Below are 23111 nucleotides of genomic sequence, written 5' to 3'. Positions count from 1 at the left end.
TATTCAATTATGCGTCTGTTGCGCCGCGTTTAATCATGTCTGCTTTAGTGACAATCGGATATTTTTTAAAGACAATAGAGCCGATATAACCCCAAATGAGTCCAATGATACCCATAATCACACCATACACGACAACAGAGACCCAAGAGTTAAAACCAAACATCACGATAAAGCCGGCAATCGGTGTCGCTGTCCCTGTCGCATCATTAATCAAACCGGAAAGCGCAATGACAAGACCTGCCGTCGCACCACCAAAAAAGTTCGTAATATAAATTGGAATCGGATTGGCCGAAACGATATCCGCTTGTGATAACGGTTCAATACTCACTGAAATCGTCGCTTTACGGTCACCTAATTTTAAACGATGGAAAAGCGTCCCGTTCATGAATGCAGAACTAAACGCGGCCATCGCACCAATAGCCATTGGAACACCTGTTAAACCCAGCAGTGCCGTCAATGCCATCGAACTCAGTGGCGCTGTACCGACGACGGTAATGATACCCCCTAAAATAATTCCCATAATGACTGGGCTAGTATCTGTCGAACTTTGAATGATGTCACCAATTCTAACGAGTGTATTGTTGACGACAGGTGTTAATAGCATCGCAATCGCTCTTGATAATGGTGCAACGATTAACACAGCAACAATAAGGTCCACGCCGTCTGGCACGTATTTCTCAGTATATTTCATTAAATAACCGATGAGATAACCCGCAAAAAATCCTGGTAATAAATCCATACCCCCACAAGCTGCCGCAATAACTAGGGCGTATACAGGCGAAACACCAATGGCTAAAGCCGTCAGACCCGCTGCGGCAACACCACCTAAGTCACCCGCAGCAGCACCCACTTGTTCTAAAAAGTCATTGTGAAACACGCGGCCACCGACATATTTATTAAAGGCTTCAACTAAAAATGTCGCAATGGCTGCATTCGCAAGTGCCCCCATTGCGCGCATACCATTAGGTGCTTTATATGTAAATAATGTGAAAATGACGAGTACTAAAACTAAAAATGCTGTACCGATAAGTAAATCCATAATGCCCCCCTCTTGTTATTCGAAAAAGGCCCCTTGTTCATCATTTCACTTTCTGAATAACTGTGTAATTTTTATAGTTTATTCATGTATTTCATTTTACTAAAGTTTTTTGTTTTTTGCACGCCGGCTTAATTTGAACGCTTCCAAAAATAATCATGATGCGCCTATCATAGACCGTCTTTAGCTAGAAATGTTTCTTAAAATAGGAAAAGCCGGGAAACTTAATTGAGTCCCAGCCCCTCCCTAACATATTCATTTTTGCTATATATCAACAACTATTGATACAGATTCGTTTGAAAAATCAGCAGTAACATGCCCTTAGATTGCAAAAACCGTGCAAGACTCCTGAAGGATGATAAAGTTGAAAACAAAACAATATCTTTTAATTTTGATAGTCGCTACTGTTTAACGCAGTAGCTGTCTGACTTCTCAATGCTTGTGCTTTTGAGAAGACTAGTCAGCCTTGCGAGGGCAGTACTACGAAATCTTTGTTGTACATGAAATTTCTGTACTACTCCCAAAATCTACCAATGCTTCCTCTACAAATGTAACAGTAAAATCAAAACGTTGGTTAGTTGAAGGGATCAGCCCTAGCGCAGCACGGTTCAAGCAATCTGTATACCAATCTGATTTATCTATATGAAACCCATCACGAATCAATCGTTTTTCGAATCTGCTTCAACACTTTCCTCGACTCAACAATAGGATACAACGGAAATGCTGTCACCATATCGCGATATTCATAAAAATGAATCGGCTGTTGTTCTGCTTCAAAATAATCCGCTAACTTTCTCATATCAGGATAAAACACCTCACACGTGCCTCCAAACATGTACACAGGTGGCAATCCTCTCACAGGTCCATACATCGGTGAAATACGTGGGTTTTTACGCTCCAGATCATCGGCCCATACTTTTGCAATAGACTGTAAACTGAAAATATTTTGGATAGGATCTTTTTTCTGCACTTGTTCAGTTATCTCCTGATTGGATAACGAAATATCTAACCAAGGTGAAATGAGATAAAGCTTTCCTGGCAGTGGCAATTCTTCTTGTTGCATTAATTTCTGCGCAAAACTGAGCGCCATATTTCCGCCTGAAGCATCGCCCATAATGACGATATTTTCAGGCTCTGTTTCTTTTAATAAGCGACGATAAGCTTGCTCAATTGCCTCGTGGGTTTCACGATATGTAAATTCAGGAGCCTTAGGATAAATCGGCAACACAATTTCGTGTAACGTTTCATATGCCAACTTATCCATAAACCGCCAATGAAAAACAGAGGGTTGAAATACGAAAGTGCCTCCATAAATATATAAGATTTTATTTTTAATATGATGACCAAAATTAAAGCGAAACACCTGCATATCATCAAACATATCTTTGATTAAATTCGATTTCACATTAATTTGATCTGGCTGTTTATGCTTGGATTGATTTAACACACGTCTCTTTTCTAAAAAAACATCCACTTCTGCTTGGGTTTTAAATTTGAGATGACGTTGTTGCGACAAGTATCTTCCCATTAAATTACTCATGACATTTCGTTTCAATTGTATCCCTCACTTTTTCTCAACAATCATAGTGTATCACTTGAAAACATTACTTATATATTTATTTTATATGTTATTCATCATATCGCAATAACTGTTTTCGACAAATCATCTTCATATTATCATAAATTTGAGCCTTTGACGCCTTCATAAATCGTATTAAGTTGTGATTCAATACGTTCTAAATCAATAAAACGGCCTTCACGATGCATTTCTTTACCTTCAAGGAATATGATATCGACAGGGGCAGTAAAAATTGACAGCGCACCTGCAATTTCAGGGACATCATCTGCACTGACATTGCCTAACGCAACACCCTCATAACGTGCAACTAACTCTTGAATACGTGGTAAAACGGCATGACATACTGAACAATTGTCTCTCGAAACGTGAACGACTGCGATTTGATAGTTGGCAACAAACGCTTCATATGCATCCAGTGTTTTTAATACTTCCATCCTACAATCTCCTTTTCCATTTCCCATTATGAACTTACCTCAGTTCTATCATATTTTTGATAAAAAAGCACTATGAATATGATTCTAGGTGTACTATAATGCATAATTGTATTAGGGAAAGATTTTGACAATGCTTGTTCAATGATATAGGAGGCGTTACATATGAAAGAGACCACACGACAACACCCCCAGTTTCAACAACAGTTTGAAAACCAACCTATCCACCGTAGTCCATATTATCGTAAAAAACGACGCTCATGGGTTAGCTTTATTTTGACACTGATCGCTATGGTACTCGTTGCGATTGCTGCATATAGTATGTATAGCGAAACTTTATTTAAAATGAGCTTTCTTGATGAAAATGTCACATTCGATAAACTTAAAGTGATTGCCGATCAACTGACAGCGCAATCATTCATCGATACATCAAATATTGAACAAACCCTCAATTATATTATTTTGGGTCTTAATATTTTCTTCATTTTAGTACTGGTTAATATTATTATTGCGATTTTGACACTCGCCTTTAACCGTACCATTTTGAAAGTCATCAATTGGGTCATCTCTATATGGATTGTACTCATTCCTATTGCTTTCTTACTTTATGTTAATCGTGCTGCTGAAGAAATCACAAAAAAACTTGCACCTTACATCGGCAACGTAGATCCTACTACTGTTTTTTCACCGTCGAACGCACTTCATAATGCGATTATTTTTACCGCTATTGCCACCGTCCTTTATTTTATAAGTCTATTTTTCAGAAACAGACGTCCAAAAATCCGCAAACAACTTTAATATACTCAAATTAAAGAAGTCACTATAGAAAAAACAACACCTTCCATAGCGACTTCTTTTTATTGCTCTTCAATTGTTTAATGCTACTAGCCTAAAAACACAACATCCCTCCAGTCAAAGAAGATAAAGTATAAACATGAAATAGTGTACTTTAACGTACTAGTCCTTATTTAAAGTAAAGACGTGACTGTTAACAGTATGCACTCATTCCCTCAGGAGTCTCAGCCTTCTGGGCAATCTTAGACCCAATACAGCGAAACTGAGGGCAAGTTGATGAAATCAAGAAAACAATAGCATCCATTTTTTGTATCCCATTCACCCTCATTTTTCGACGGTTTTAAAGTCGTTAATGAATCATAAATCTCTAAATGGATTGAGGCTTAAAATTTTCTATGTCCCAGCCCCCTCACTTCTTCACTTATCCTTTGATTGGCCACGTCTCCAAATACTCTGCCATGTCCCAAAACATATATTCATAATAGCTCGTATGTACGACAATCTCTTCTAATGCGTCCAATGCTTCTTCCGACATCCCTTCAGCAACACGATCCATCATCGCAATGACATCCTCTTTAAACGCGGTAAACTCAGATGAACTGTACATTTTTACCCATTCACCATAAAAAGGATGTTCTGCAGCACCTTTAATTTGATTTAACGCCTCTCCAATATAGTGATAACTCCATGTACAAGTAAGCACTGCGGCGATGACATTTTCTACACCACCACGTTGGGCTAAATTCAACATATAACTTGTATAAGCCAAAGTAGTACTCGCTGGTTTCGTTGCTTCTAATTCTTGTTCACTAATTCCAAATTGCGCCGCGTATTGACGATGTAGTTGCATTTCGGTATTTAATGTCCCAGAAACTAAATTGCCAAAAGTGGTCATCATTTCTAAATCCGTCGCTTTTGTTACACCTATCGCAAATAATCGCGCATAATCTATCAAATAAATATAGTCTTGCTTCATCCAATGTTTAAACTTTTCTTTATCTAACGTCCCGTCGCCAATCCCTTTGACAAACGGATGTTCCAGATAGCTGTCCCATATTGGTTGAACACGTTGCCATAATCGTTTAGTAAATTTCATCATGAACACACCTTTCAAATTATAGTTTCCTTACTTATCATAAAGGTGTATACGTACGATATGCAATCTTCTACATAATATGCACGTTCTCTATTTTTGATGAAAATTCATCAAATTGCGATAAATTTCATCTCTATAGCACGCATCTAACTGCATATCATCATCGCTACACCACTGGTTAATCGAACGTATTGTGGAGGCATAAACATAACTAAAAACTTCTATGGTTATTTAAATGCTTTGTCCTCATTGATACGGATGATCGTTCAAAATGCTAACTCTGCTTGAACTTTCTTGTATCGCCTTTCATGAACCGCTACTGATTCAACACCTTTTCGAAGCATCTTGTAACACCTCAACGAAAATTTGCGTACACTTAAAAAATGAAGTTCTAATCCAACAACAGACTCGAACTTCATTCGGTATATGATTCACTTTTCACCTTCAATAATTTTGATAGTTCACAATTTTTAAGTGGTTGGCATTTTGATCCCCATCTAATAAATAATGGGATTGAATTGTTCGTCCTTGTGCGTCTTCTTTTTCGACTGTCACTGCGTAGTAATCGTCGTTGCGCGAAACATCTGTCACTTCAGGATTTTTGAATTCATATTGATTTTGACTTTTCACGTTTGAACGCATCGCTTCATAATTTGTTGTATTTTCCTTTAAATATTTGGAAATTAAATCAAAATCATGGCTTTCATATGCTTCATTTAATGACGATGTATACTTTTTGAAAAAGTCCTTGATCTTATTCAACGTATCTTTTTCTTTGGATTGGCGATATTTTTCAATCTCATCTTTATCAAATGACACAGTGATTTCGTTTTCAGATTGAACATCATCTTTTTTAATCACTTCTGCATTTGTTTTAAATGTATGATCGTAAGCCTCACCTTCAGCATATACTTTAATGTCCTGATTGACTGGAAATGGGCCATAAGTATCCTCTTTATTTTGTGCTATTTTTTCGTCATTGATAACCACTTTAATATCGTTTAATGCACTCGCATTTTTAAGTGACACTTTCACTTGAGCTTCTTTAAAGTCTTCAGTCACTGGAATGGTTTCATTTTTACTGTTCACAAAATCAAACTTCAATTGGCCTTCATATGTACCACGATCCGTTGTTTTTACTGTATCAATCGCGTAACTTCCCGGTATGAACTGACCTAGCGATACGGATTGTCCTGCTTCAGCGACCACTTTCTTTTGTGCGCCATCTGATTCAAACTCAAATGTCGCCTTTTCTTTCGGCTTCACGATAGCCTGTTTCGTCGGTGCTAAGAAACTTAAATTATCAAAAATTAAATAACGACGGCCATTTTTACTAATTCTTAAAACATCTTGACCTTCACGCGTTTTAATATAAGAGGCTACAGCGGTTTCATGGTTAAGTCCATCCACTGTGTCGTATACTTCTTTTTCGAACAGTTTCATGCCCACTTCTTTTTTTATAAATTGGATGTAAGTAGATGCTTCTTGTCGGCCCACTTTGTTTTCTTTTGAACTTAAAAGATTCGATACTTTTGCAACATCTTCGTTATTAACCGCATTAATCAATATTTTCGCTTGAGCTTCAGGAGAATTAAAGTTTCTGAGTAGCAAAAATAAGATGATGAGTAAAATAATGATAAAACTTACAATAGCAATAGGGATGACTTTTTTTAATGAAGGTGGTCTTTTATTGTTATTGGAAGATGATGACTGTGCTGCATCTCGTTGTTTAGGTGTCTGCTGATTAAGTGTTTTAGAATACAATATTTGACTTTGACAATTTGGACAGACGCTTTGATGTAGTAACTTTTCATGGTGACATACCGCACATTGACCCATACTTACACCTCCTACTCTTTTAATTTTGCTCATGCGTCATACTTATTTATCATAAATTGTGTTATTAAAAAATGCATCAGACGTGAGAAGTAGCGCGCATCTATCTCTCACATCATAGTTGATTCAATTGACCTTGGACACGTTCATCGATGAGTTCAAGCATATCTCGCGTTTGTTCAATTTTTTCTAGTGGGATATCCGACAACATTTCGTTCGCCAAATCCGCAATTAAATTTCTTGAAGCACGCACATAGCCTAATCCCGCTTCTGTAAGGGCGACATATTTCAATCGTTTATCAGATTCATATGCCATATTTACCCATTTGACTAACCCTAAATCAACTAACTTTTTAATTCTTCTACTAACTGCTGCTTTATTCACACCTTGACGTAATGTAATCTCTGTTAATGTGAGTGATTTGTCATTAGAAAGCATCAATAAAACACTCGATTGCTCATTTGAAATGCCATATCGAGATCTTAAATCTTTTAACAATCCTGTTGTGAGTGCATTCATATTCGTCATAAATTCACCCATAAACGTAATATGTTGACTCATCGAATTCGAATGGGTCATTTTAATTCACCGCCTTCATTACAAACAACTATCCTTACCATCGTACCAACAATTTTTTTATAAGGAAACCTCATTTTTTGACATTTTTTGTAAAGAATCTAGTATGATTACCGTAAATGATAAAATAAAGGACTCAAAAAATGAATTTATTTCAAATTATGTTATTAACAAGCTACATTATAATCTTAATACTAATAAAGATAAAGCCACATCTTTTTTTACGCATCACTTCATTTACACTAATCCTTTACCTACATATGCTTTTAGTGACAACGACGTACCTCAACCATGAACATCGTCTTACCTTATTAATGTTGAGTTTAGTCATTGGGTTCAGTGCACTCACTTTATCAATGTTTCGTCATCTTAAAATGTATCGTCATATTATGGGGCCTGTCATTGCTTACCACTTAGCTATTATTGCACTTATTGTCGGAAGTTTATTAGTGACACCTTTAATCCCTGCCATGTTAACGCTACCTTTTAACCTGTTAATTCAATTAGCCATTGTATTTCTTACAGTATGGCAATGTTATTTGTTCATGACCTATGTTTATTTACAAACTGCACCTTCTGTCACACACGCTACCCTTATTGTTCTTGGTGCAGGAATATATACCGAAGCCGTCACACCGATGTTAAAAGCGCGGTTAGATCGTGCCATCATATTGAGTCAACGTTTAGAACAATTTCATATCATCGTGAGTGGCGGTCAAGGCCCTGACGAACCGATATCAGAAGCTCTCGCTATGCAACGTTATTTAATTCAACAAGGTATTGATCCTCAACACATTTCTATGGAAGATCAGTCTACCAATACAAGAGAAAACATTTACTTTTCGAAGCGATATCTAGCGTTACACAAACTGTCGCATACGATTATCGTTACGAGTTCGTTTCACATTATGCGCGCACTCCGACTTGCTGAACGCCAACACGTCCGTGTATTAGGCTATGGTGCCCCAACACCCCATCATTGGGTTAGCCGTGAACTCATTCGTGATTATAGTGGCCTACTTTTTCAATATCCGCGAATGTGGGTACTATACAGTATTTTACAAGTCGGCATTTGTATTTTGAATATATTTTCTTAAATTTCAGAAAATAATATACAGACATCCTTTCTATTTGTTATACTCATATTTAAATACTTAAATATATTTCATTAAATGTATTTGACCAAGCGAAATCACGCGCGGAGCATTGTTGTTCACAACGCGTTTCGAGTTTTCAAATAGGATGTGATGTCATGCAAAACAGAAATGATAAAAAGCCGATTATTTCAATGTTTCTCAATCAAGTTGAAAAAGTCGGCAATCGTTTACCTGACCCGATTATTCTATTCTTTTCACTGTGTATCATATTAGCTATTGCAACTGCAGTGGTGTCACAATTTGATACAGTTGTCAAACATCCAGGTACTGGCAAAATGATTGAAGTAAGAAGTATTTTAAGTCATGACGGCTTTGTCATGTTGATGAACGATGCGATTAAGAACTTTTCACAATTTCCTGCACTTGGAATTGTACTTTCTGTCATGATTGGGATTGGGATCGCTGAAAAAAGTGGCTACTTTGATAAATTGATAATCTATGTCGTCTCAATCACACCTGAGCGCATCATTTTACCGACGATTATTTTTGTCGGTATGATGGGGAATATTGCTGGAGACGCAGCCCCAATTGTCATGCCACCCCTTGTCGCAATGATTTTTATCAAAAGCCGAGAATACTCGCAACTTTAGTCGTGCAGATGAATCGGCTTCGCTTGAGGTATAGTTTTAGCTATACTAATCAGTGACATATGTTAAATCTATATTTAAAACACCTATAAATACGCATTTTAACATAAACGTGTGTTAAAATTATTGAGCGGTGTTTTTTGTATGTCAGAAATCCATTATGGACGTGGATACGTATATTCTATTCAGTATCATCTTGTTTGGTGTGTAAAATATCGACGTGATATTTTGTATGGTCATGTCGATATTGAGGTTAAACAGTTATTGAAACAAATTGCTATGGATAATAATACAGAAGAACAAATTAGAAAAATATATAGAAAAATCAAGGAGAGTGAGAGTTATGATTAAACATAAAGCGTATAAATTTAGAATATATCCAAATGCACAACAAGAGATATTAATTAATAAAACAATTGGTTCATCACGTTTTGTGTTTAATCATTTCTTATCTCTTTGGAATGAAGCGTATTCTAAAACTAAAAAAGGATTAAGTTATAATTCTTGCTCTGCCATGTTACCACACATGAAAAAGTCTGAAGAATATTCGTGGTTAAAAGAAGTCGATAGTATTGCTTTACAATCAAGTATTAAAAATTTAGAAGAGAGTTTTAAACGCTTCTTTAAAAAACAAAATATGAAACCTAGATTTAAAAGTAAGAAAAATCCTAATCAAAGCTATACTACTAAGAATGTAAGTAAGGGTATTCAAATCATTGATAATAAAATTAAATTGCCTAAATTAAGATGGGTAAGGTTTGCTAACAGTAGAGAAGTTAAAGGTAGAATATTACGAGCCACAATCAGTAAGCGACCTAGTGGTAAATATTTTGTTTCAGTGTTAGTTGAAGAAGAAATTAATACTTTACCTAAGACTAATAGTAGTGTTGGGATTGACTTGGGAATTAATAACTTTGCTATTTTGGATAATGGAGTTATTTATAATAACAACAAATTGACTTACAAAATGGAACAGAAACTTAAACGTGAGCAAAGAAAATTGTCAAGGAGACGATTGCGAGCTAAACAGAAAGGTATTAAATTGTTTGAAGCTAAAAATTATCAAAAACAGAAGATTAAAGTTGCTAGATTATATGAGAAAGTTATGAACCAACGTGAGGATTTTCTGAATAAGTTGAGTACAGAAATTATCAAAAATCACGATATTATCTGTATTGAAAACTTAAACACAAAAGGCATGTTGCGCAATCATAAACTAGCAAAAAGTATTTCTGATGTTTCTTGGTCTAATTTTGTAACGAAATTAGAGTATAAGGCTGATTGGTATGGCAAAGAAATCGTTAAGGTAGATAAATGGTTTCCATCTAGTCAAATTTGTTCGAAATGTGGACACAATGATGGTAAGAAACCACTCGAAATTCGAGAATGGACATGTCCTATTTGTCATACCCATCATGATCGAGACATCAATGCTAGTATTAATATTTTGAACGAAGGTTTAAGACTACATTCTATGAGACGAGCTTAAATTAAATAAACAATAACCGTAGGAACTACGGGGATAGCTTGGTAAATAAGAGACACCGCTGTTAGTAAAGAAATATACTTACAAGTTATGCTCTATTCCCAAGAATCTCGTGACTTTAGTCATGAGAGGTTCAATGGGCATACCTGTAGGACCAGCTGGACCCATTCATGTCACGTCATAACATTTCATCCTCACTGAAGGCAAAAAGGGGTGAAACGTATATCATTTTGATTGTCTTAAATGATAATCATCATACGACTTAAAGTGATTTTACATTTCATTTTTATGATTTCCTATTATCATAAGAAAAACTGGGAAAACTTAATAGTCTCCCAGCCTCTTGCAATCTGTAATAATTACGATTGAAACTTTTTGGGATACCTCCTTTTCATTAGGAGGTCCCTCTTACTCTAATTTGTCCAACTACGAAAAACCACAATATTAAACAGTTACTGCTGTCGCTGTCTCCATCAATTCACCATCATTGAGATAAATCATACGGTCTGCATAATCAAACAACCGTTGATCATGCGTCACCATAATGCCGATAGCGCCTTCTTGACGTACTTGCTGTTTAATCATTTCTACAACTTCTGTCGCACGTTTGGCATCTAAACTTGCTGTTGGCTCGTCTGCAAGTAACAGTCTCGGCTGATTCATCCATGCACGCATAATCGCCACACGTTGTTTTTCGCCCCCAGATAACATATGTGGATAAACACGTTCTCGATGACTTAAACCGATTTGCTCTAATAACATTGTCGCGCGCTGTTGTGCTGTTTGCCGGTCTATCCCTGCTTCTTTGCCAACAAGTTCTAGTTGTTCATGTACTTTTAAATAAGGGACTAAATGTGAAGCTTGAAAAATAAAACCAATATCTTTCAAACGTTTTTCTGTCAATGCCTTTTGAGATAAACCGCTCAAATCTTCACCATCCAACATTACTGTGCCTTCTGTAGGAGATAAGAGCCCACCAATAATCGTCAGCAATGTTGATTTCCCAGAGCCTGACATCCCGTTTAAAATGACGAATTCTCCTGGTTGCACTTCAAAGTTAATGCCTTTTAACACTTTTGTGGCTGCATCACCTTTACCGAATGTTTTCACTAAATTTTTGACGACTAAACTCATACTTGTCCCCCTCCAATCGCTTCAATAGGATCAATTTTAAAGACACGCACTAATGACAGTAATGCGCCGACGATAGCTACAACAATAAAGACGACAACGACGAGTAACATCATGCTGCTATTTATAAAGAATGGCATTGTTACAGGTAAAGCCGCTGCTAATCCTGTAATGAGTAGTAGTGCGATGATGACACCTAACATCGTCACGAATAAAATTTGGAATAATAAACTCCATAATAAATGTGACGTTTTAACCCCAATCGCTTTTAAAATCCCAATCTCTGACGTTTTTTGAATTGTCATGACGTAGAAAAATGCTGTCAGTACTATCGCAGTAATGACAAATAAGCTCACAATCATCATATTCAGTGGTGCTTGTTCAGCTTGGTAGCTCGGAATCGCATCAGTCAAATCTTGTTTGTTGACGATTTCGATACCTGAAATGCCTTCAATATTTTTGAGTTGTTTTGCTGTGACATCATTTAAAAAGTAGAGTGACGTTGCGACATGATGACCAGCTATATCTTTCAGCCCTTCATCCGTTGTCATAGCAATATTCGTATGTGCATACATCGCATCATCAAAGAAACCTACAACTTTTAAAGTAACATCTTTATCCTCGATGTTCACTTTATCACCAATTTTGACACCTTCACCTGCTAATTTCTGATTCAAGACGACTTCATTTGCTTTTTGCGGTAACTCCCCTGTTTTTAACTGAGGGTGTTCATCTTTAGGCATCGTCGCAAAAAGCATGTCTGTTTTGTTATCTTGATGTTTCATCGTTGCCATTGCTAATTTTAATGGCGCTGATTTGATATTTTTTTCAATGTCTTGTTGTGTTTGCGAATCGATATTTGATTTTTCAAGTTGTTGATCGACATCTTTTTGAATAACAAAGCGTTCAGACTTGAATTGGTCAATAAGCGCGATATTTTCTCTTGCTAAACCTTGTGCTAATCCTGTAATAAAAAGCACCATACTTGCAAGAAGGATGACAATAAATGTAATTAATAAATACTTGAACTTGTAAAATTTGAGTTCGTTCAATGCAAGTTTCATACTCGTATCTCCCTTTCAATTTCATCTTGGGTATACTATATCGCCCATTTATGAACTGAATATGAACAAGATACATTTTTGATGAAACACTTTAAAACAAGTAGGCAACAGCTGAAAAGTGTGATTGCCATCACATAAAACATACTTTTCATTTCCAATTGCAACTTTGAATAAAAACATTTATCAAAAGCCGAGAATACTCGCGACTTTAGCCGTGTAGATGAATCGGTTTCGCTTGAGGTATAGCTTTAACTATACTAATCAAGTGACATATGTTAAATCTATATTTAAAACACCTATAAATACGCTTTTTAACATAAACGTGTGTTAAAATTATTGAGCGGTATTTTTTGTATGTCAGAAATCCATTATGGACGTGGATACGTCTACTCTATTCAGTATCATCTTGTTTGGTGTGTAAAATATCGACGTGATATTTTGTTTTGTATGGTCATGTCGATATTGATGTTAAACAGTTATTGAAACAAATTGCTATGGATAATAATACAGAAGAACAAATTAGAAAAATATATAGAAAAATCAAGGAGAGTGAGAGTTATGATTAAACATAAAGCGTATAAATTTAGAATATATCCAAATGCACAACAAGAGATATTAATTATCAAAAACAGAAGATTAAAGTTGCTAGATTATATGAGAAAGTTATGAACCAATGTGAAGATTTTTTAAATAAGATGAGTACAGAAATGATCAAAAACCACGATATGATTTGTATTGAAGACTTAAATATAAAAGGCATGTTGCGCAATCATAAATTAGCAAAAAGTATTTCTGATGTTTCTTGGTCTAATTTTGTAACGAAATTAGAGTATAAGGCTGATTGGTATGGCAAAGAAATCGTTAAGATAGATAAATGGTTTCCATCTAGTCAAATTTGTTCGGAATGTGGACACAACGATGGTAAGAAACCACTCGAAATTCGAGAATGGACATGTCCTATTTGTCATACCCATCATGATCGAGACATCAATGCTAGTATTAATATTTTGAACGAAGGTTTAAGACTACATTCTATGAGACGAGCTTAAATTAAATAAACAATAACCGTAGGAACTACGGGGATAGCTTGGTAAATAAGAGACACCGCTGTTAGTAAAGAAATATACTTACAAGTATGCTCTATTCCCAAGAATCTCGTGACTTTAGTCATGAGAGGTTCAAGATAACTTCAACAGCTCCACAACGTTATATCCATATGGATGATAAAAGCTGAAAATGCACTTCAAGGAGGACGGTCAACGTGTCAGTCACATGTTTAGTTGTTGATGATGATCCCGAGATTTTAAACTATGTTGAAACACACTTGCAACGTAAAGGATATCAAGCTGTCACTGTCACAAGTGGTGAATCAGCGCTTGAATATCTTGAAAAACATATCATTGATATCGCTATCGTAGACGTCATGATGGATGGAATGGACGGCTTTGAACTATGCGAAACCTTAAAGTATGACTATGAATATCCCGTCATTATGCTAACTGCTCGAGATGCACTCAGTGACAAAGAACGTGCCTTTTTAGCTGGGACAGATGATTACGTCACAAAACCATTCGAAGTCGCTGAACTCATATTTCGCATACAAGCCGTGCTCAGACGTTATCAAATTGCTACTGAAACACTTTTGACGCTTGGCAACCTTACAATAGATCAAACACAGCTCGAAGTTAAGGTTGATACAAAAGGCATGATTTTACCACATAAAGAGTTCGAATTGTTAAGTTTGCTCGTCGCTTATCCGAAACAAGTCTTTCATCGCGAACAATTGATTGAAAAAATTTGGGGTATCGATTATGAAGGAGATGAACGTACAGTGGACGTCCACATTAAACGCTTAAGAACACGCTTAAAAAAATTAGGTGCCAATGTCCATATTGATACTGTACGCGGCATCGGTTATAAGGTGACGCAAGATGCTTAAATCATTGTACTCACGTTTTGCACTTTATACTTTTACTGTCATGTTAATTAGTTCGCTACTCAGTTTTGAGATTGCTAATATTTACTATCATTTTCAATTAAAAGATAAAAATGACGCGCAAATTATGGGCACACTTAAACGTGCACAAGCGTATAAAGATGCCCAAAACAGTGAAGACTTAGACCGTTATTTAGCGTTATTAGGTGATTTAAATTATCAAGTTGTTGCTTATGATGAAGCGGGCCATGCGACATACTATGGTGAGCCATTTAGAAAACAAAATTTAACGACTGCTGATATTCGACGTGTACAGTCAGGACAAGATTATCACGGGATTGGTGACAGACCCTTTAACCCCGTCATTACTGGCTTTTTTGATAACGAAACCCGTAACACAGTTGGTACACATTTCACAACTTCAAATGGTAACGTCGCAGTATTTATGAGACCTGACATCGGACATACTTTTAGCGAATTTCGTATCTTTTTACTCGTGCTGCTCGTCTTACTTGTCATCATTTCTATCGCACTTGTGACTTGGTCAACTTACGCATTAGTTAAACCTGTTAAACAGTTAAAACAAGCAACTGAACGTTTAATGGCGGGTGACTTTGCGACACCTATTGCCGTCACACGTCGCGATGAACTCGGCGTCCTCCAGCAACATTTCGACACGATGCGACTCGAATTAAAACAAGTCGATGATATGAGGCAGCACTTTGTTCAAAACGTCTCACACGAAATAAAAACACCTTTAACACATATTCATCATGTACTGACGCAACTTCAACAAGAACATACGACAGCACAACAATCACGTTATATTGAGCGCATTTATGATGAAACCCATCGCCTGAGTCAACTCGTACGTCAACTGTTGTTATTATCAGAATTAGACAATGATACGCATTTACAATTTGATGATACATTTTTAGCTAACGATTGTATTTTAGACATTTTAAAACATGAAAATTATGCGATTGATCAGAAAAATCAAGTGCTACTCTATGATTTAGAAGAGATGACGATTCGAGGGAATGCACGTTTGTTAACACAAGCCTTTGAAAATATTATTCGAAATGCTATTAAGTATACAGAGGCGTTCGGTACCATTGAAATCGACCTCACTGCTGAAGGCGATCAAATGATTTTAAAAGTACAAGATGACGGAACTGGCATGAGTGATGCAGTGAAACAACGGATTTTTGAACGCTTTTATAAATCTTCCAGCCATGCAGACAGCAATGGTCTCGGACTCGCGATTTCCAAATCCATTATTGAACGTCATGGTGGCCACATCGACGTAGAAAGCGAAATCAATCATGGGACGACGTTTACAATTACCCTCCCACGCATCGAAGCATCTCAATCTGACAATTCATAAATCATAGTTGGTGAGACAAAAGGCGAGAACATAGCATTTAGGAAGGCGCAGAATGGTTCAGCAATCTAAGACTAGAAACCCATTTAAGTGTATTACTTTGTTTCATTAACAAGCAAAAAAGCAGTGAAGCCACATCACCTCACTGCTTTTTCATCTATAAATCAACTCAATAACGCACCCGATTCATCCAACTTCAAGTTTTCCGAAATCTCATGATTCAACTTCTTAAATAACTCAATATCATCCGTCAAATGTACACCAAACGACGGTACCATCTCTTTCACTTGCGGCTCCCATTTCTCAAATTTATCTTTGAACGCACGTTGTAAAATATCCAACATCACTGCAACTGCTGTAGATGCCCCTGGTGAAGCACCTAACAATGCCGCTAACGTACCATCTTGAGACGTAATGACTTCAGTCCCAAATTGTAATGTTCCTTTTCCTTTATCTTCTGTGTCTTTAATCACTTGAACACGTTGGCCTGCTACAACCACTTGCCAATCCTCGTCTTTCGCTGTTGGCACAAATTTTCTTAAATCATTCATTCTTTCTTCATTAGATAACAGGACTTGTTGAATTAAATATTTAGTAAGACCCATTTCTTTAGCACCCGCTGCTAACATTGTTGTAACGTTATTTGGTTTCACAGACTTAATTAAATCAAAATATGATCCTCTTTTTAAAAACTTTGGAGAGAAACCTGCAAACGGTCCAAATAACAAGGCACGTTCTCCGTCAATATAACGTGTATCTAGGTGTGGTACAGACATCGGTGGCGCACCCACTTCTGCTTTACCATATACTTTCGCCTGATGTTGATGCGTAATTTCTGGTTTTTTACATACTAAAAACATACCACTGACTGGGAAACCACCGATACGTTTTGACTCGGGTAACCCTGTTTTTTGGAGTAACGATAAACTTGCACCGCCCGCACCAATAAACACAAATTTAGAAACGACTGTAAAAACACGATTCTCTTTTAAGTCTTTAATTTTAACTGTCCACGTACCATCACGATGTTGTTTTAAGTCGAGTACTTCATGTTCGTAATATAATGAACCACCCTTAGCTTCTAGATTGCTCAACAATTTGTGTGTCAATGCCCCAAAGTTCACATCTGTTCCTGACTCATCACGTGTCGCAGCAATCGGTTCATCGTCTTGTTGTCGACCTTCCATCATTAAAGGCACCCATTTTTTCAACGTTTCTTCATTATCTGTAATATCCATACCTTGGAATAATACGTTTTCACGCAATGCTTTCACACGCGCTTTTAAGAAGTTCACGTTTTTCTCCCCTGTAACAAAACTCATATGTGGTACCGTGCGAATGAAGCCCGCAGGTTGGTTAAGCTGACCATTTTTCACGAGGTATGACCAAAATTGTTTCGAAATTTGAAACTGTTCATTAATTTTAATTGCTTTTGTAATGTCGACTGAACCATCTTCTTGTTCACTTGTATAGTTCAACTCACATAGTGCAGAATGTCCTGTGCCCGCATTATTCCACACGTTAGAACTTTCTTGTGCACATTTATCTAAACGTTCGAAAACATTAATATCCCATTCAGGTTCTAATTCTTTTAATAATGTTCCTAATGTCGCACTCATGATTCCGCCACCAATAAGTACAACATCTGTCTTGTTATGTAAGTTTTTCATAACAATACAGACCCCCTTTTTCGTTTTAAATCATTCACAGCATCCTATGTTGTCAAATCCATCTGTTACATTCATGAAGTATAAAAATATTTCGACTATTTCAGCTAATCATACCTCATATGAACTGTTATCCTTTGCCTTATCCTTACATTTCGTAGCGATACAAAATCATCATTCGTATGTCATGAAAATGCTATCCGATAACACAATAGGCCAATAATTTAATTATATACCTTAATCATGTAAGAAAAAAGCGATTCCGTCTAATTTGTGAAATTTTCATTAAATGCATTTGAAGAAATTTTTGTGCATATTTTCATTTCTAACATCTTCATGAAATAATTACATTTTACGTTCACAATTCATTAACACTCCACATTTCAGCAGTGCTATAATGAAGAAAAAGTAACTAATCGAGGGATGCGTCATGAAGTCTATCACGTTTTTAATGCACAATATTTTTGCTGTTGGCGGTACAGTTAAGACGATTACAAACCTTGCCAATCAATTAGTTCACCAAGGACATCAAGTCACGATTATTTCAATTTTCAAATCGAAACAACAACCGTATTTCGAACTTGATTCACGCGTCACAGTTAAGTCATTAGTTCATTATCAACTTGGCTTACGAAATCTCATCCCACTCGCAACAAACCGCATTCGTAAATTTACACCACTGTTAAAACCAAAATATTTAACAGCTTACGAACCCGGTTTTCGTCAATATTCAAGTTATATTGAAAAAAAGATGATTCGTGCCATACAAAATGACACGTCAGATATTTTTGTAGGTACGCGTGCCAGTCACAATCTTCTCATTGCACGATTTGCGAAAAGTCATCAATTAACTATCGGGATGGAGCATATGAACTTGGATGCACATTGCCAAGAGTTGAAAGAAGAGATATTGACTTATTATCCACATCTCAATGCGATAACGACTTTAACTGAAGCCGATAAACAGTGCTATACACAATATTTAGATGCACCTATTTTTGTTGTTCCAAATATGATTGATGAAAAGCGCCATCATATTATGAAGAAAAACCAAATCATCGCAGCAGGTCGCTTTGAATATGAAAAAGGATTTGACCTCCTTATTCAAGCTGTTTATGAAATACAAGAAGATTTGCGTGACTTTGGATATACTGTATCGATTTTTGGAGATGGTAGTGAGAAAGAGGCATTACAACAACAAATCAACTTTTTACGGTTACAGGATCTCGTCTTTTTACGACCAACGACACAACATCTCAGCACGTATATTGCAGAAAGTAAGATCACATGTATACCCTCACGTAATGAAGGTTTCGGCATGACGATTTTAGAAGCGATGAACCAAGGCAGTATCGTCGTGAGTTTTGATGGTAATACCGGTCCGAAATCACTTATTCAGCATAGCCGTAACGGTTTCTTAGTGCCACATCTTCAAACGTCAGCACTCGCAATGCAGCTCTTAGAAATTGCGGAATATGGACATTCAAAATATTTAAACCCTATTATTCAAAGCGGCTATCAAACAGTGGAACAATATCATCCTGAATCCATTTATAATCAATTTAAAAAAGCAATGGATGATGTGATTGGAACACATCCATCATGACTTATCGATATAAAGCGAGGGAGGGAGACATAAAGATTTTTGATGCTATTGATGCAGTATTTGAATTAACCCACCCTCTTCCTACAGTTTGTTGTTTTGATTGCCTTCATGGCTTCGCGTTTCCTATGGGCTGGGCCGGAAAATCCAATTCGGCTTCCACCACGTGTACAATCGAATCAAACCGAATTGAGTTGATGTTTCCGCGCCTCGGAAAGCGTAGCACGGTTCCAGCAATCTAAAAGAAACAAACCAAAAAAGGACTGACATAGCCAAAATCAGCCACATCAGCCCTCAAACCCATTAACTTAAAATTAACGATAAAATAAACGTCCAAATACACCAGAAAATCAATAAACCAACACTATATTTTAAAGTCATCTTCAACAACTCTGACTCTCTACCTACTTGTTTTACGGCCGCAGTCGCAATCGCAATAGATTGTGGAGAAATCAATTTCGCAATCGCACCCCCTGCAGTGTTAGCGCCAACAAGTAATGCACCACTCGTACCTACTTGAGGTGCTACTGACGCTTGAATTGGTGCGAATAATGCGTTGTTGTTCGTTACTGAACCTGTCATAAACACGCCGATCCAGCCGAGAATTGGTGATAAGAATGGGAAGACTGCTCCAGTTTTTGAAATACCTTCACCCATCGCGCTTGTTAAACCGCCATATGTTGTCACTTTCGCAATGGCTAAGATGAAACAAATCGTTAAGATCGGTAACCATAATTCTTTAAATGCTTCTGTAAACAATGCACCGGCACGTTTGAAGTTTACTTTTGAAGAAATTAAAATCGTAATAATACCGGCAATCAATAATGCTGTACCTGTTTGATTTAAAATATTAAATGTTAACATAATGGGTTGACCAGAAACATCATTCATTGTACCTGGAATACCAAATTTAATATTCATGAATGACAATGCGCCATCTTCCAAAAAGAGGCCTTTAAATGCTTTTGAGCTCCAAATTAATACAAGAATCGTTAAAATAATGAATGGGCTCCATGCAAATACGACTTCTTTGAAAGAATGATGTTTGACTTCCATCTTTTCTTCGCCAGCATTTAAACGGAAAATATTTTTCGGTTGGAATTTTTTAGAGAATAATGCTAATGCACCCATTGAAGCAAGTGGTGGAAGAATATCCACTAATTCAGGACCGAAAAATTGGTTAAAGAATACTTGTAATACTACGAATGGCACGATTGTTACAATAATCGCCGGTAATGTTTCTTTAATCCCTTTAAATCCGTCGATAATAAAGACTAATAAGAACGGTACAATGACACTTAAAATAGGTAAACTTAAGTTTGTCGCTTGAGCAACATCTAATGCTGATACGTCACCTTTTAATGCTAATGTATCGATAACAGAAACTGGTAAACCAATGGCACCGAATGCACCTGCTGCACCGTTACCTACTAAACAAAGCATTGCGGCTTGTAATGGCTTAAATCCAAGTTGAATCAGTAATACCGCACAGATTGCGATCGGTACACCGAATCCAGCTACACCTTCTAAAAATGCATTGAACGCAAAACCAATTAATAACAATTGAATACGTTGGTCTTCAGAAATTGTTGTGATACTATCTTGTACAATGGCAAACTGACCAGTAGCCACTGTTACTTTGTATAACCATACGGCCATCATAACGATAAAGCCAATTGGTAAAATACCTTGATAGAAACCTTCTAAAATACCACCAGAAGCAATGCCTACTGGTAATTTAAATACAGCTAATGCAATCACAAGTGTAACGACGAGTGTTGTAATTGCTGCATAAATCCCTTTCATTTTAAACACTGTTAAACATAACAAGAATAAAATGATTGGAATACTTGCAACCAATGCAGAAATTGCAAGATTGTGAAATGGATCGAAATTCTCTACTAGCATCTCTTTTCATCTACCTTCAATATTTATTTTTTGCTTCAATCTCCATGAGGGGACATGTGATTGATTTCACATAAAATATATCACGCCAAACCAATTAATTCAATAGTGCTTGTGAATATTTTCTCAATACTTGTAGAATACTATTTATTCGTGTCATCAACATTTAAAAAGTGTATTTATTACCATACAATGACGTTTATTTTAGATTATATAAGTTGTTTTTTCTAATTGCAATGATAGATTTCAATATGATAGAAATGCAAAGTTAAAAAATAATTATTCATTTTACAATATATGTTTATTTTTCATTTTTTACTATCATATCGCGATGATAATAAAGATCAGCAAACGCGATATCTCATCACTTTTATGTTGGAAAATCAAAAAAGGTTAAGCCCCCATGTGCCTAACCTTTTTGTGCAAAACCTATTATTGACGATACGCTGGGTCTACAATTTTCGCTTGACCAGTACCATCTACTGTAACGATTGTATATGTGCCCGGCTGTGATTGGTTGATAAAACTAAACATATAACTGTAACGGTTACCATCACCTTGCAATGCATAGTCATTATAAGGATTGTTTTGACCATTTAAGCGGTTCACTTCTGCTTGTGCACTGTCGAGTGATGTTTGGAAGTTCGGAAGATGTTTTAATGCTTGTTGACGATCAACTTGTTGACGCACGATATTTTGAGCAACAGGTGTAACATTTTGTCCTTGATATGGTGCGACATATTTCGGTTGTGATTGTGAAGATGATTGAGACGTTTGTTTTTGTCCATTTCCGTTACCATTTGATGCATTATTTTGCTGACCTTGTGTTGATGATTGTCCTTGGTCCGCCTGATTTTGATTTTGTTGTGACTTATTTGTACTTTGTCCATCATTAGAACCTTGGTTGTTGTCTGATGATGACGCACCGTTGTCGTTAGATTGCTCTACTTTCGCTTTGTTGTCCTTCTCTTTGCTATCTTTCGCTTTGTTGTCTTTTTCTTTTTGCTTATCTTGATCTGCTTTCTTATCTTTTTGTGTTGTTTGATCTTTGTTCGACGACTGATCTTTGTCCTTACCTTCGTCGTCAGAACATGCTACGAGTAATAACGGTACTATCATCAAGCTTGCCAATAATCTTTTCATGATGCTTCCTCCTCATTCAGGATATGATATAGAAAAACCCTATCACTTTTTTATACACTTCACACTGAATACTAAACATTTCCGGCAAAATTTTCAAATAATATTTATAAATCTTTCTCCATAATCCAATCTTCGTCGATATGTTTTCCCATTTTAAATGGGTGTACGCCTGTTTTAACAAGTCCTTGTTTCAAATAAAAGTTGAGTGCCGGTGCATTCTTTTCCCACACACCTAACCATAACTTAGGCTTCCCTAATTCATTTTTTACGAAGTCACATACAAAATCGAATAGCCATTGTCCCAACCCTTGCCCTTGATAGTCAGGATACAAATAAATCCGTTGAAGTTCAGCATACTGTATACCTTTGGCTACCGTTTGTGCCGCTTCAACATTCACTTTTACGTAACCGACTATTTCATCATCCTTATATAAAAAGAAAAAGTACATATACAGATCTTCCAATTCAGCCGTTAACTTTTCTATAGACATCTCTTCTGCAAAGTAACTGTCAAATAACGCTTGTTCATAATCATGCCGATACGCCGCATAAAATGTATCTTTGCTTATCTTTTGTAACGTTGCTACCTCTGTGACAGTCACTTTTCTCAATTCATATACCAACGTCTCATCTCCCCACTTTTTCTTTTATTGTACACGAGACACTTCACTTCAACGAGCAAAAGCAATCTAATTGCC

20 protein-coding genes and 4 pseudogenes are annotated in these 23111 nt (G+C 36.5%); 12 read left to right on the top strand and 12 right to left on the bottom strand.

All coding sequences use genetic code 11. The annotated features are described in order from the left end of the window. Window positions 1-7: 7 nt before the first annotated feature. Window positions 8-994 (bottom strand): PTS sugar transporter subunit IIC, encoded by a 987-nt coding sequence (locus GZH82_RS03180; RefSeq protein WP_238989690.1) that lies wholly within the window; start codon window positions 992-994, stop codon window positions 8-10. Here GZH82_RS03180 and GZH82_RS14170 point away from each other — a divergent pair. Next, window positions 957-1040, top strand: a pseudogene (locus GZH82_RS14170) (hypothetical protein); the annotation flags it as partial. The gene GZH82_RS03180 and the pseudogene GZH82_RS14170 sit on opposite strands and share 38 nt — an antisense overlap. A 648-nt stretch (window positions 1041-1688) precedes the next feature. Here GZH82_RS14170 and GZH82_RS03170 read toward each other — a convergent pair. Together GZH82_RS03170 and GZH82_RS03165 are read right to left on the bottom strand one after the other, a co-directional pair. Then, window positions 1689-2591 carry an alpha/beta hydrolase fold domain-containing protein gene (locus tag GZH82_RS03170; protein WP_162681279.1) on the bottom strand — a complete coding sequence of 301 codons (903 nt, stop codon included), beginning with the start codon at window positions 2589-2591 and terminating at the stop codon, window positions 1689-1691. A gap of 122 nt (window positions 2592-2713) precedes the next feature. After that, complete coding sequence (locus GZH82_RS03165; protein ID WP_162681278.1) at window positions 2714-3049, bottom strand: thioredoxin family protein; 336 nt, start codon at window positions 3047-3049, stop codon at window positions 2714-2716. A 162-nt stretch (window positions 3050-3211) separates the two neighbouring features. On the opposite strand from GZH82_RS03165, the gene GZH82_RS03160 reads away from it, so the two are divergent. After that, window positions 3212-3844, top strand: a complete 633-nt coding sequence (locus GZH82_RS03160; RefSeq protein ID WP_162681277.1) for a hypothetical protein — start codon at window positions 3212-3214, stop codon at window positions 3842-3844. Window positions 3845-4262: 418 nt separating this feature from the next. Here GZH82_RS03160 and tenA read toward each other — a convergent pair whose 3' ends face one another. From tenA to GZH82_RS03140, 3 genes are all read right to left on the bottom strand, one after another. Further along, window positions 4263-4937, bottom strand: a complete 675-nt coding sequence (gene tenA / locus GZH82_RS03155; RefSeq protein ID WP_162681276.1) for a thiaminase II — start codon at window positions 4935-4937, stop codon at window positions 4263-4265. 444 nt (window positions 4938-5381) lie between these two features. Further along, window positions 5382-6776: a membrane-associated protein TcaA gene (locus GZH82_RS03145; protein WP_162681275.1), complete on the bottom strand. Its 1395-nt coding sequence runs from the start codon at window positions 6774-6776 to the stop codon at window positions 5382-5384. Between the two features lie 112 nt (window positions 6777-6888). After that, window positions 6889-7353, bottom strand: coding sequence for a MarR family transcriptional regulator TcaR (locus tag GZH82_RS03140; protein WP_162681274.1), 465 nt, complete (start codon window positions 7351-7353; stop codon window positions 6889-6891). Window positions 7354-7610: 257 nt separating this feature from the next. Between GZH82_RS03140 and GZH82_RS03135 the strand changes: the two genes are divergently transcribed. From GZH82_RS03135 to tnpB, 4 genes and pseudogenes are all read left to right on the top strand, one after another. After that, entirely contained in the window at window positions 7611-8447 is an 837-nt protein-coding gene (locus tag GZH82_RS03135) for a YdcF family protein (protein WP_238989628.1), read from the top strand. A gap of 155 nt (window positions 8448-8602) precedes the next feature. Beyond that, window positions 8603-9073: pseudogene (locus GZH82_RS03130) on the top strand (AbgT family transporter); the annotation flags it as partial. A 165-nt stretch (window positions 9074-9238) separates the two neighbouring features. Next, window positions 9239-9445, top strand: a complete 207-nt coding sequence (locus GZH82_RS03125; RefSeq protein ID WP_203232840.1) for a transposase — start codon at window positions 9239-9241, stop codon at window positions 9443-9445. Then, window positions 9438-10583: an IS200/IS605 family element RNA-guided endonuclease TnpB gene (gene tnpB, locus GZH82_RS03120; protein WP_162681272.1), complete on the top strand. Its 1146-nt coding sequence runs from the start codon at window positions 9438-9440 to the stop codon at window positions 10581-10583. The genes GZH82_RS03125 and tnpB overlap by 8 nt, the downstream gene beginning before the upstream one ends. A 441-nt stretch (window positions 10584-11024) precedes the next feature. On the opposite strand, the gene GZH82_RS03115 is transcribed toward tnpB, so the two are convergent. Both GZH82_RS03115 and GZH82_RS03110 read right to left on the bottom strand, forming a co-directional pair. Continuing rightward, window positions 11025-11714, bottom strand: coding sequence for an ABC transporter ATP-binding protein (locus GZH82_RS03115; RefSeq protein ID WP_162681271.1), 690 nt, complete (start codon window positions 11712-11714; stop codon window positions 11025-11027). Then, window positions 11711-12775, bottom strand: coding sequence for an ABC transporter permease (locus GZH82_RS03110; protein WP_162681270.1), 1065 nt, complete (start codon window positions 12773-12775; stop codon window positions 11711-11713). The genes GZH82_RS03115 and GZH82_RS03110 overlap by 4 nt, the downstream gene beginning before the upstream one ends. 354 nt (window positions 12776-13129) lie before the next feature. Between GZH82_RS03110 and GZH82_RS14165 the strand changes: the two are divergent. The 5 genes and pseudogenes from GZH82_RS14165 to GZH82_RS03085 form a co-directional block, all read left to right on the top strand. After that, a pseudogene (locus GZH82_RS14165) lies at window positions 13130-13287 on the top strand (transposase); the annotation flags it as partial. A 46-nt stretch (window positions 13288-13333) separates the two neighbouring features. Continuing rightward, the gene (locus GZH82_RS03100) at window positions 13334-13444 is read left to right on the top strand and encodes a helix-turn-helix domain-containing protein (protein ID WP_162681269.1); all 111 of its coding nucleotides are present in this window, start codon (window positions 13334-13336) and stop codon (window positions 13442-13444) included. Further along, a pseudogene (locus GZH82_RS03095) lies at window positions 13393-13824 on the top strand (RNA-guided endonuclease TnpB family protein); the annotation flags it as partial. The gene GZH82_RS03100 and the pseudogene GZH82_RS03095, both read left to right, overlap by 52 nt. Window positions 13825-14036: 212 nt before the next feature. Continuing rightward, on the top strand, window positions 14037-14714 hold the full coding sequence (locus tag GZH82_RS03090) for a response regulator transcription factor (RefSeq protein WP_162681268.1): 678 nt from the start codon (window positions 14037-14039) through the stop codon (window positions 14712-14714). Continuing rightward, entirely contained in the window at window positions 14707-16098 is a 1392-nt protein-coding gene (locus tag GZH82_RS03085) for a sensor histidine kinase (protein WP_162681267.1), read from the top strand. Before GZH82_RS03090 ends, GZH82_RS03085 begins: the two co-directional genes overlap by 8 nt. A gap of 161 nt (window positions 16099-16259) precedes the next feature. On the opposite strand, the gene mqo is transcribed toward GZH82_RS03085, so the two are convergent. Continuing rightward, window positions 16260-17765: a malate dehydrogenase (quinone) gene (gene mqo, locus GZH82_RS03080; protein WP_162681266.1), complete on the bottom strand. Its 1506-nt coding sequence runs from the start codon at window positions 17763-17765 to the stop codon at window positions 16260-16262. A gap of 427 nt (window positions 17766-18192) precedes the next feature. On the opposite strand from mqo, the gene GZH82_RS03075 reads away from it, so the two are divergent. Continuing rightward, window positions 18193-19368 carry a glycosyltransferase family 4 protein gene (locus GZH82_RS03075; protein WP_162681265.1) on the top strand — a complete coding sequence of 392 codons (1176 nt, stop codon included), beginning with the start codon at window positions 18193-18195 and terminating at the stop codon, window positions 19366-19368. A 300-nt stretch (window positions 19369-19668) separates the two neighbouring features. Here GZH82_RS03075 and GZH82_RS03070 read toward each other — a convergent pair whose 3' ends face one another. The 3 genes from GZH82_RS03070 to GZH82_RS03060 form a co-directional block, all read right to left on the bottom strand. After that, entirely contained in the window at window positions 19669-21273 is a 1605-nt protein-coding gene (locus tag GZH82_RS03070; protein ID WP_162681264.1) for an L-lactate permease, read from the bottom strand. A 429-nt stretch (window positions 21274-21702) separates the two neighbouring features. Beyond that, window positions 21703-22413: a hypothetical protein gene (locus tag GZH82_RS03065; protein WP_162681263.1), complete on the bottom strand. Its 711-nt coding sequence runs from the start codon at window positions 22411-22413 to the stop codon at window positions 21703-21705. Window positions 22414-22517: 104 nt separating this feature from the next. Beyond that, window positions 22518-23036 carry a GNAT family N-acetyltransferase gene (locus GZH82_RS03060; RefSeq protein ID WP_162681262.1) on the bottom strand — a complete coding sequence of 173 codons (519 nt, stop codon included), beginning with the start codon at window positions 23034-23036 and terminating at the stop codon, window positions 22518-22520. Window positions 23037-23111: the final 75 nt, after the last annotated feature.

This window comes from Staphylococcus sp. MI 10-1553, from assembly GCF_010365305.1.
Taxonomy (GTDB): Bacteria; Bacillota; Bacilli; order Staphylococcales; family Staphylococcaceae; genus Staphylococcus.
This window is presented reverse-complemented; position numbering and strand designations above follow the sequence as displayed.

Coding starts and splice junctions, on each gene's coding strand:
- GZH82_RS03165 (WP_162681278.1), bottom strand. CDS start 3,049: ATGGAAGTATTAAAAACACTGGATGCATATGAAGCGTTTGTTGCCAAC.
- GZH82_RS03160 (WP_162681277.1), top strand. CDS start 3,212: ATGAAAGAGACCACACGACAACACCCCCAGTTTCAACAACAGTTTGAA.
- tenA (WP_162681276.1), bottom strand. CDS start 4,937: ATGAAATTTACTAAACGATTATGGCAACGTGTTCAACCAATATGGGAC.
- GZH82_RS03145 (WP_162681275.1), bottom strand. CDS start 6,776: ATGGGTCAATGTGCGGTATGTCACCATGAAAAGTTACTACATCAAAGC.
- GZH82_RS03140 (WP_162681274.1), bottom strand. CDS start 7,353: ATGACCCATTCGAATTCGATGAGTCAACATATTACGTTTATGGGTGAA.
- GZH82_RS03135 (WP_238989628.1), top strand. CDS start 7,611: ATGCTTTTAGTGACAACGACGTACCTCAACCATGAACATCGTCTTACC.
- GZH82_RS03125 (WP_203232840.1), top strand. CDS start 9,239: ATGTCAGAAATCCATTATGGACGTGGATACGTATATTCTATTCAGTAT.
- tnpB (WP_162681272.1), top strand. CDS start 9,438: ATGATTAAACATAAAGCGTATAAATTTAGAATATATCCAAATGCACAA.
- GZH82_RS03115 (WP_162681271.1), bottom strand. CDS start 11,714: ATGAGTTTAGTCGTCAAAAATTTAGTGAAAACATTCGGTAAAGGTGAT.
- GZH82_RS03110 (WP_162681270.1), bottom strand. CDS start 12,775: ATGAAACTTGCATTGAACGAACTCAAATTTTACAAGTTCAAGTATTTA.
- GZH82_RS03100 (WP_162681269.1), top strand. CDS start 13,334: ATGATTAAACATAAAGCGTATAAATTTAGAATATATCCAAATGCACAA.
- GZH82_RS03085 (WP_162681267.1), top strand. CDS start 14,707: ATGCTTAAATCATTGTACTCACGTTTTGCACTTTATACTTTTACTGTC.
- mqo (WP_162681266.1), bottom strand. CDS start 17,765: ATGAAAAACTTACATAACAAGACAGATGTTGTACTTATTGGTGGCGGA.
- GZH82_RS03075 (WP_162681265.1), top strand. CDS start 18,193: ATGAAGTCTATCACGTTTTTAATGCACAATATTTTTGCTGTTGGCGGT.
- GZH82_RS03070 (WP_162681264.1), bottom strand. CDS start 21,273: ATGCTAGTAGAGAATTTCGATCCATTTCACAATCTTGCAATTTCTGCA.
- GZH82_RS03065 (WP_162681263.1), bottom strand. CDS start 22,413: ATGAAAAGATTATTGGCAAGCTTGATGATAGTACCGTTATTACTCGTA.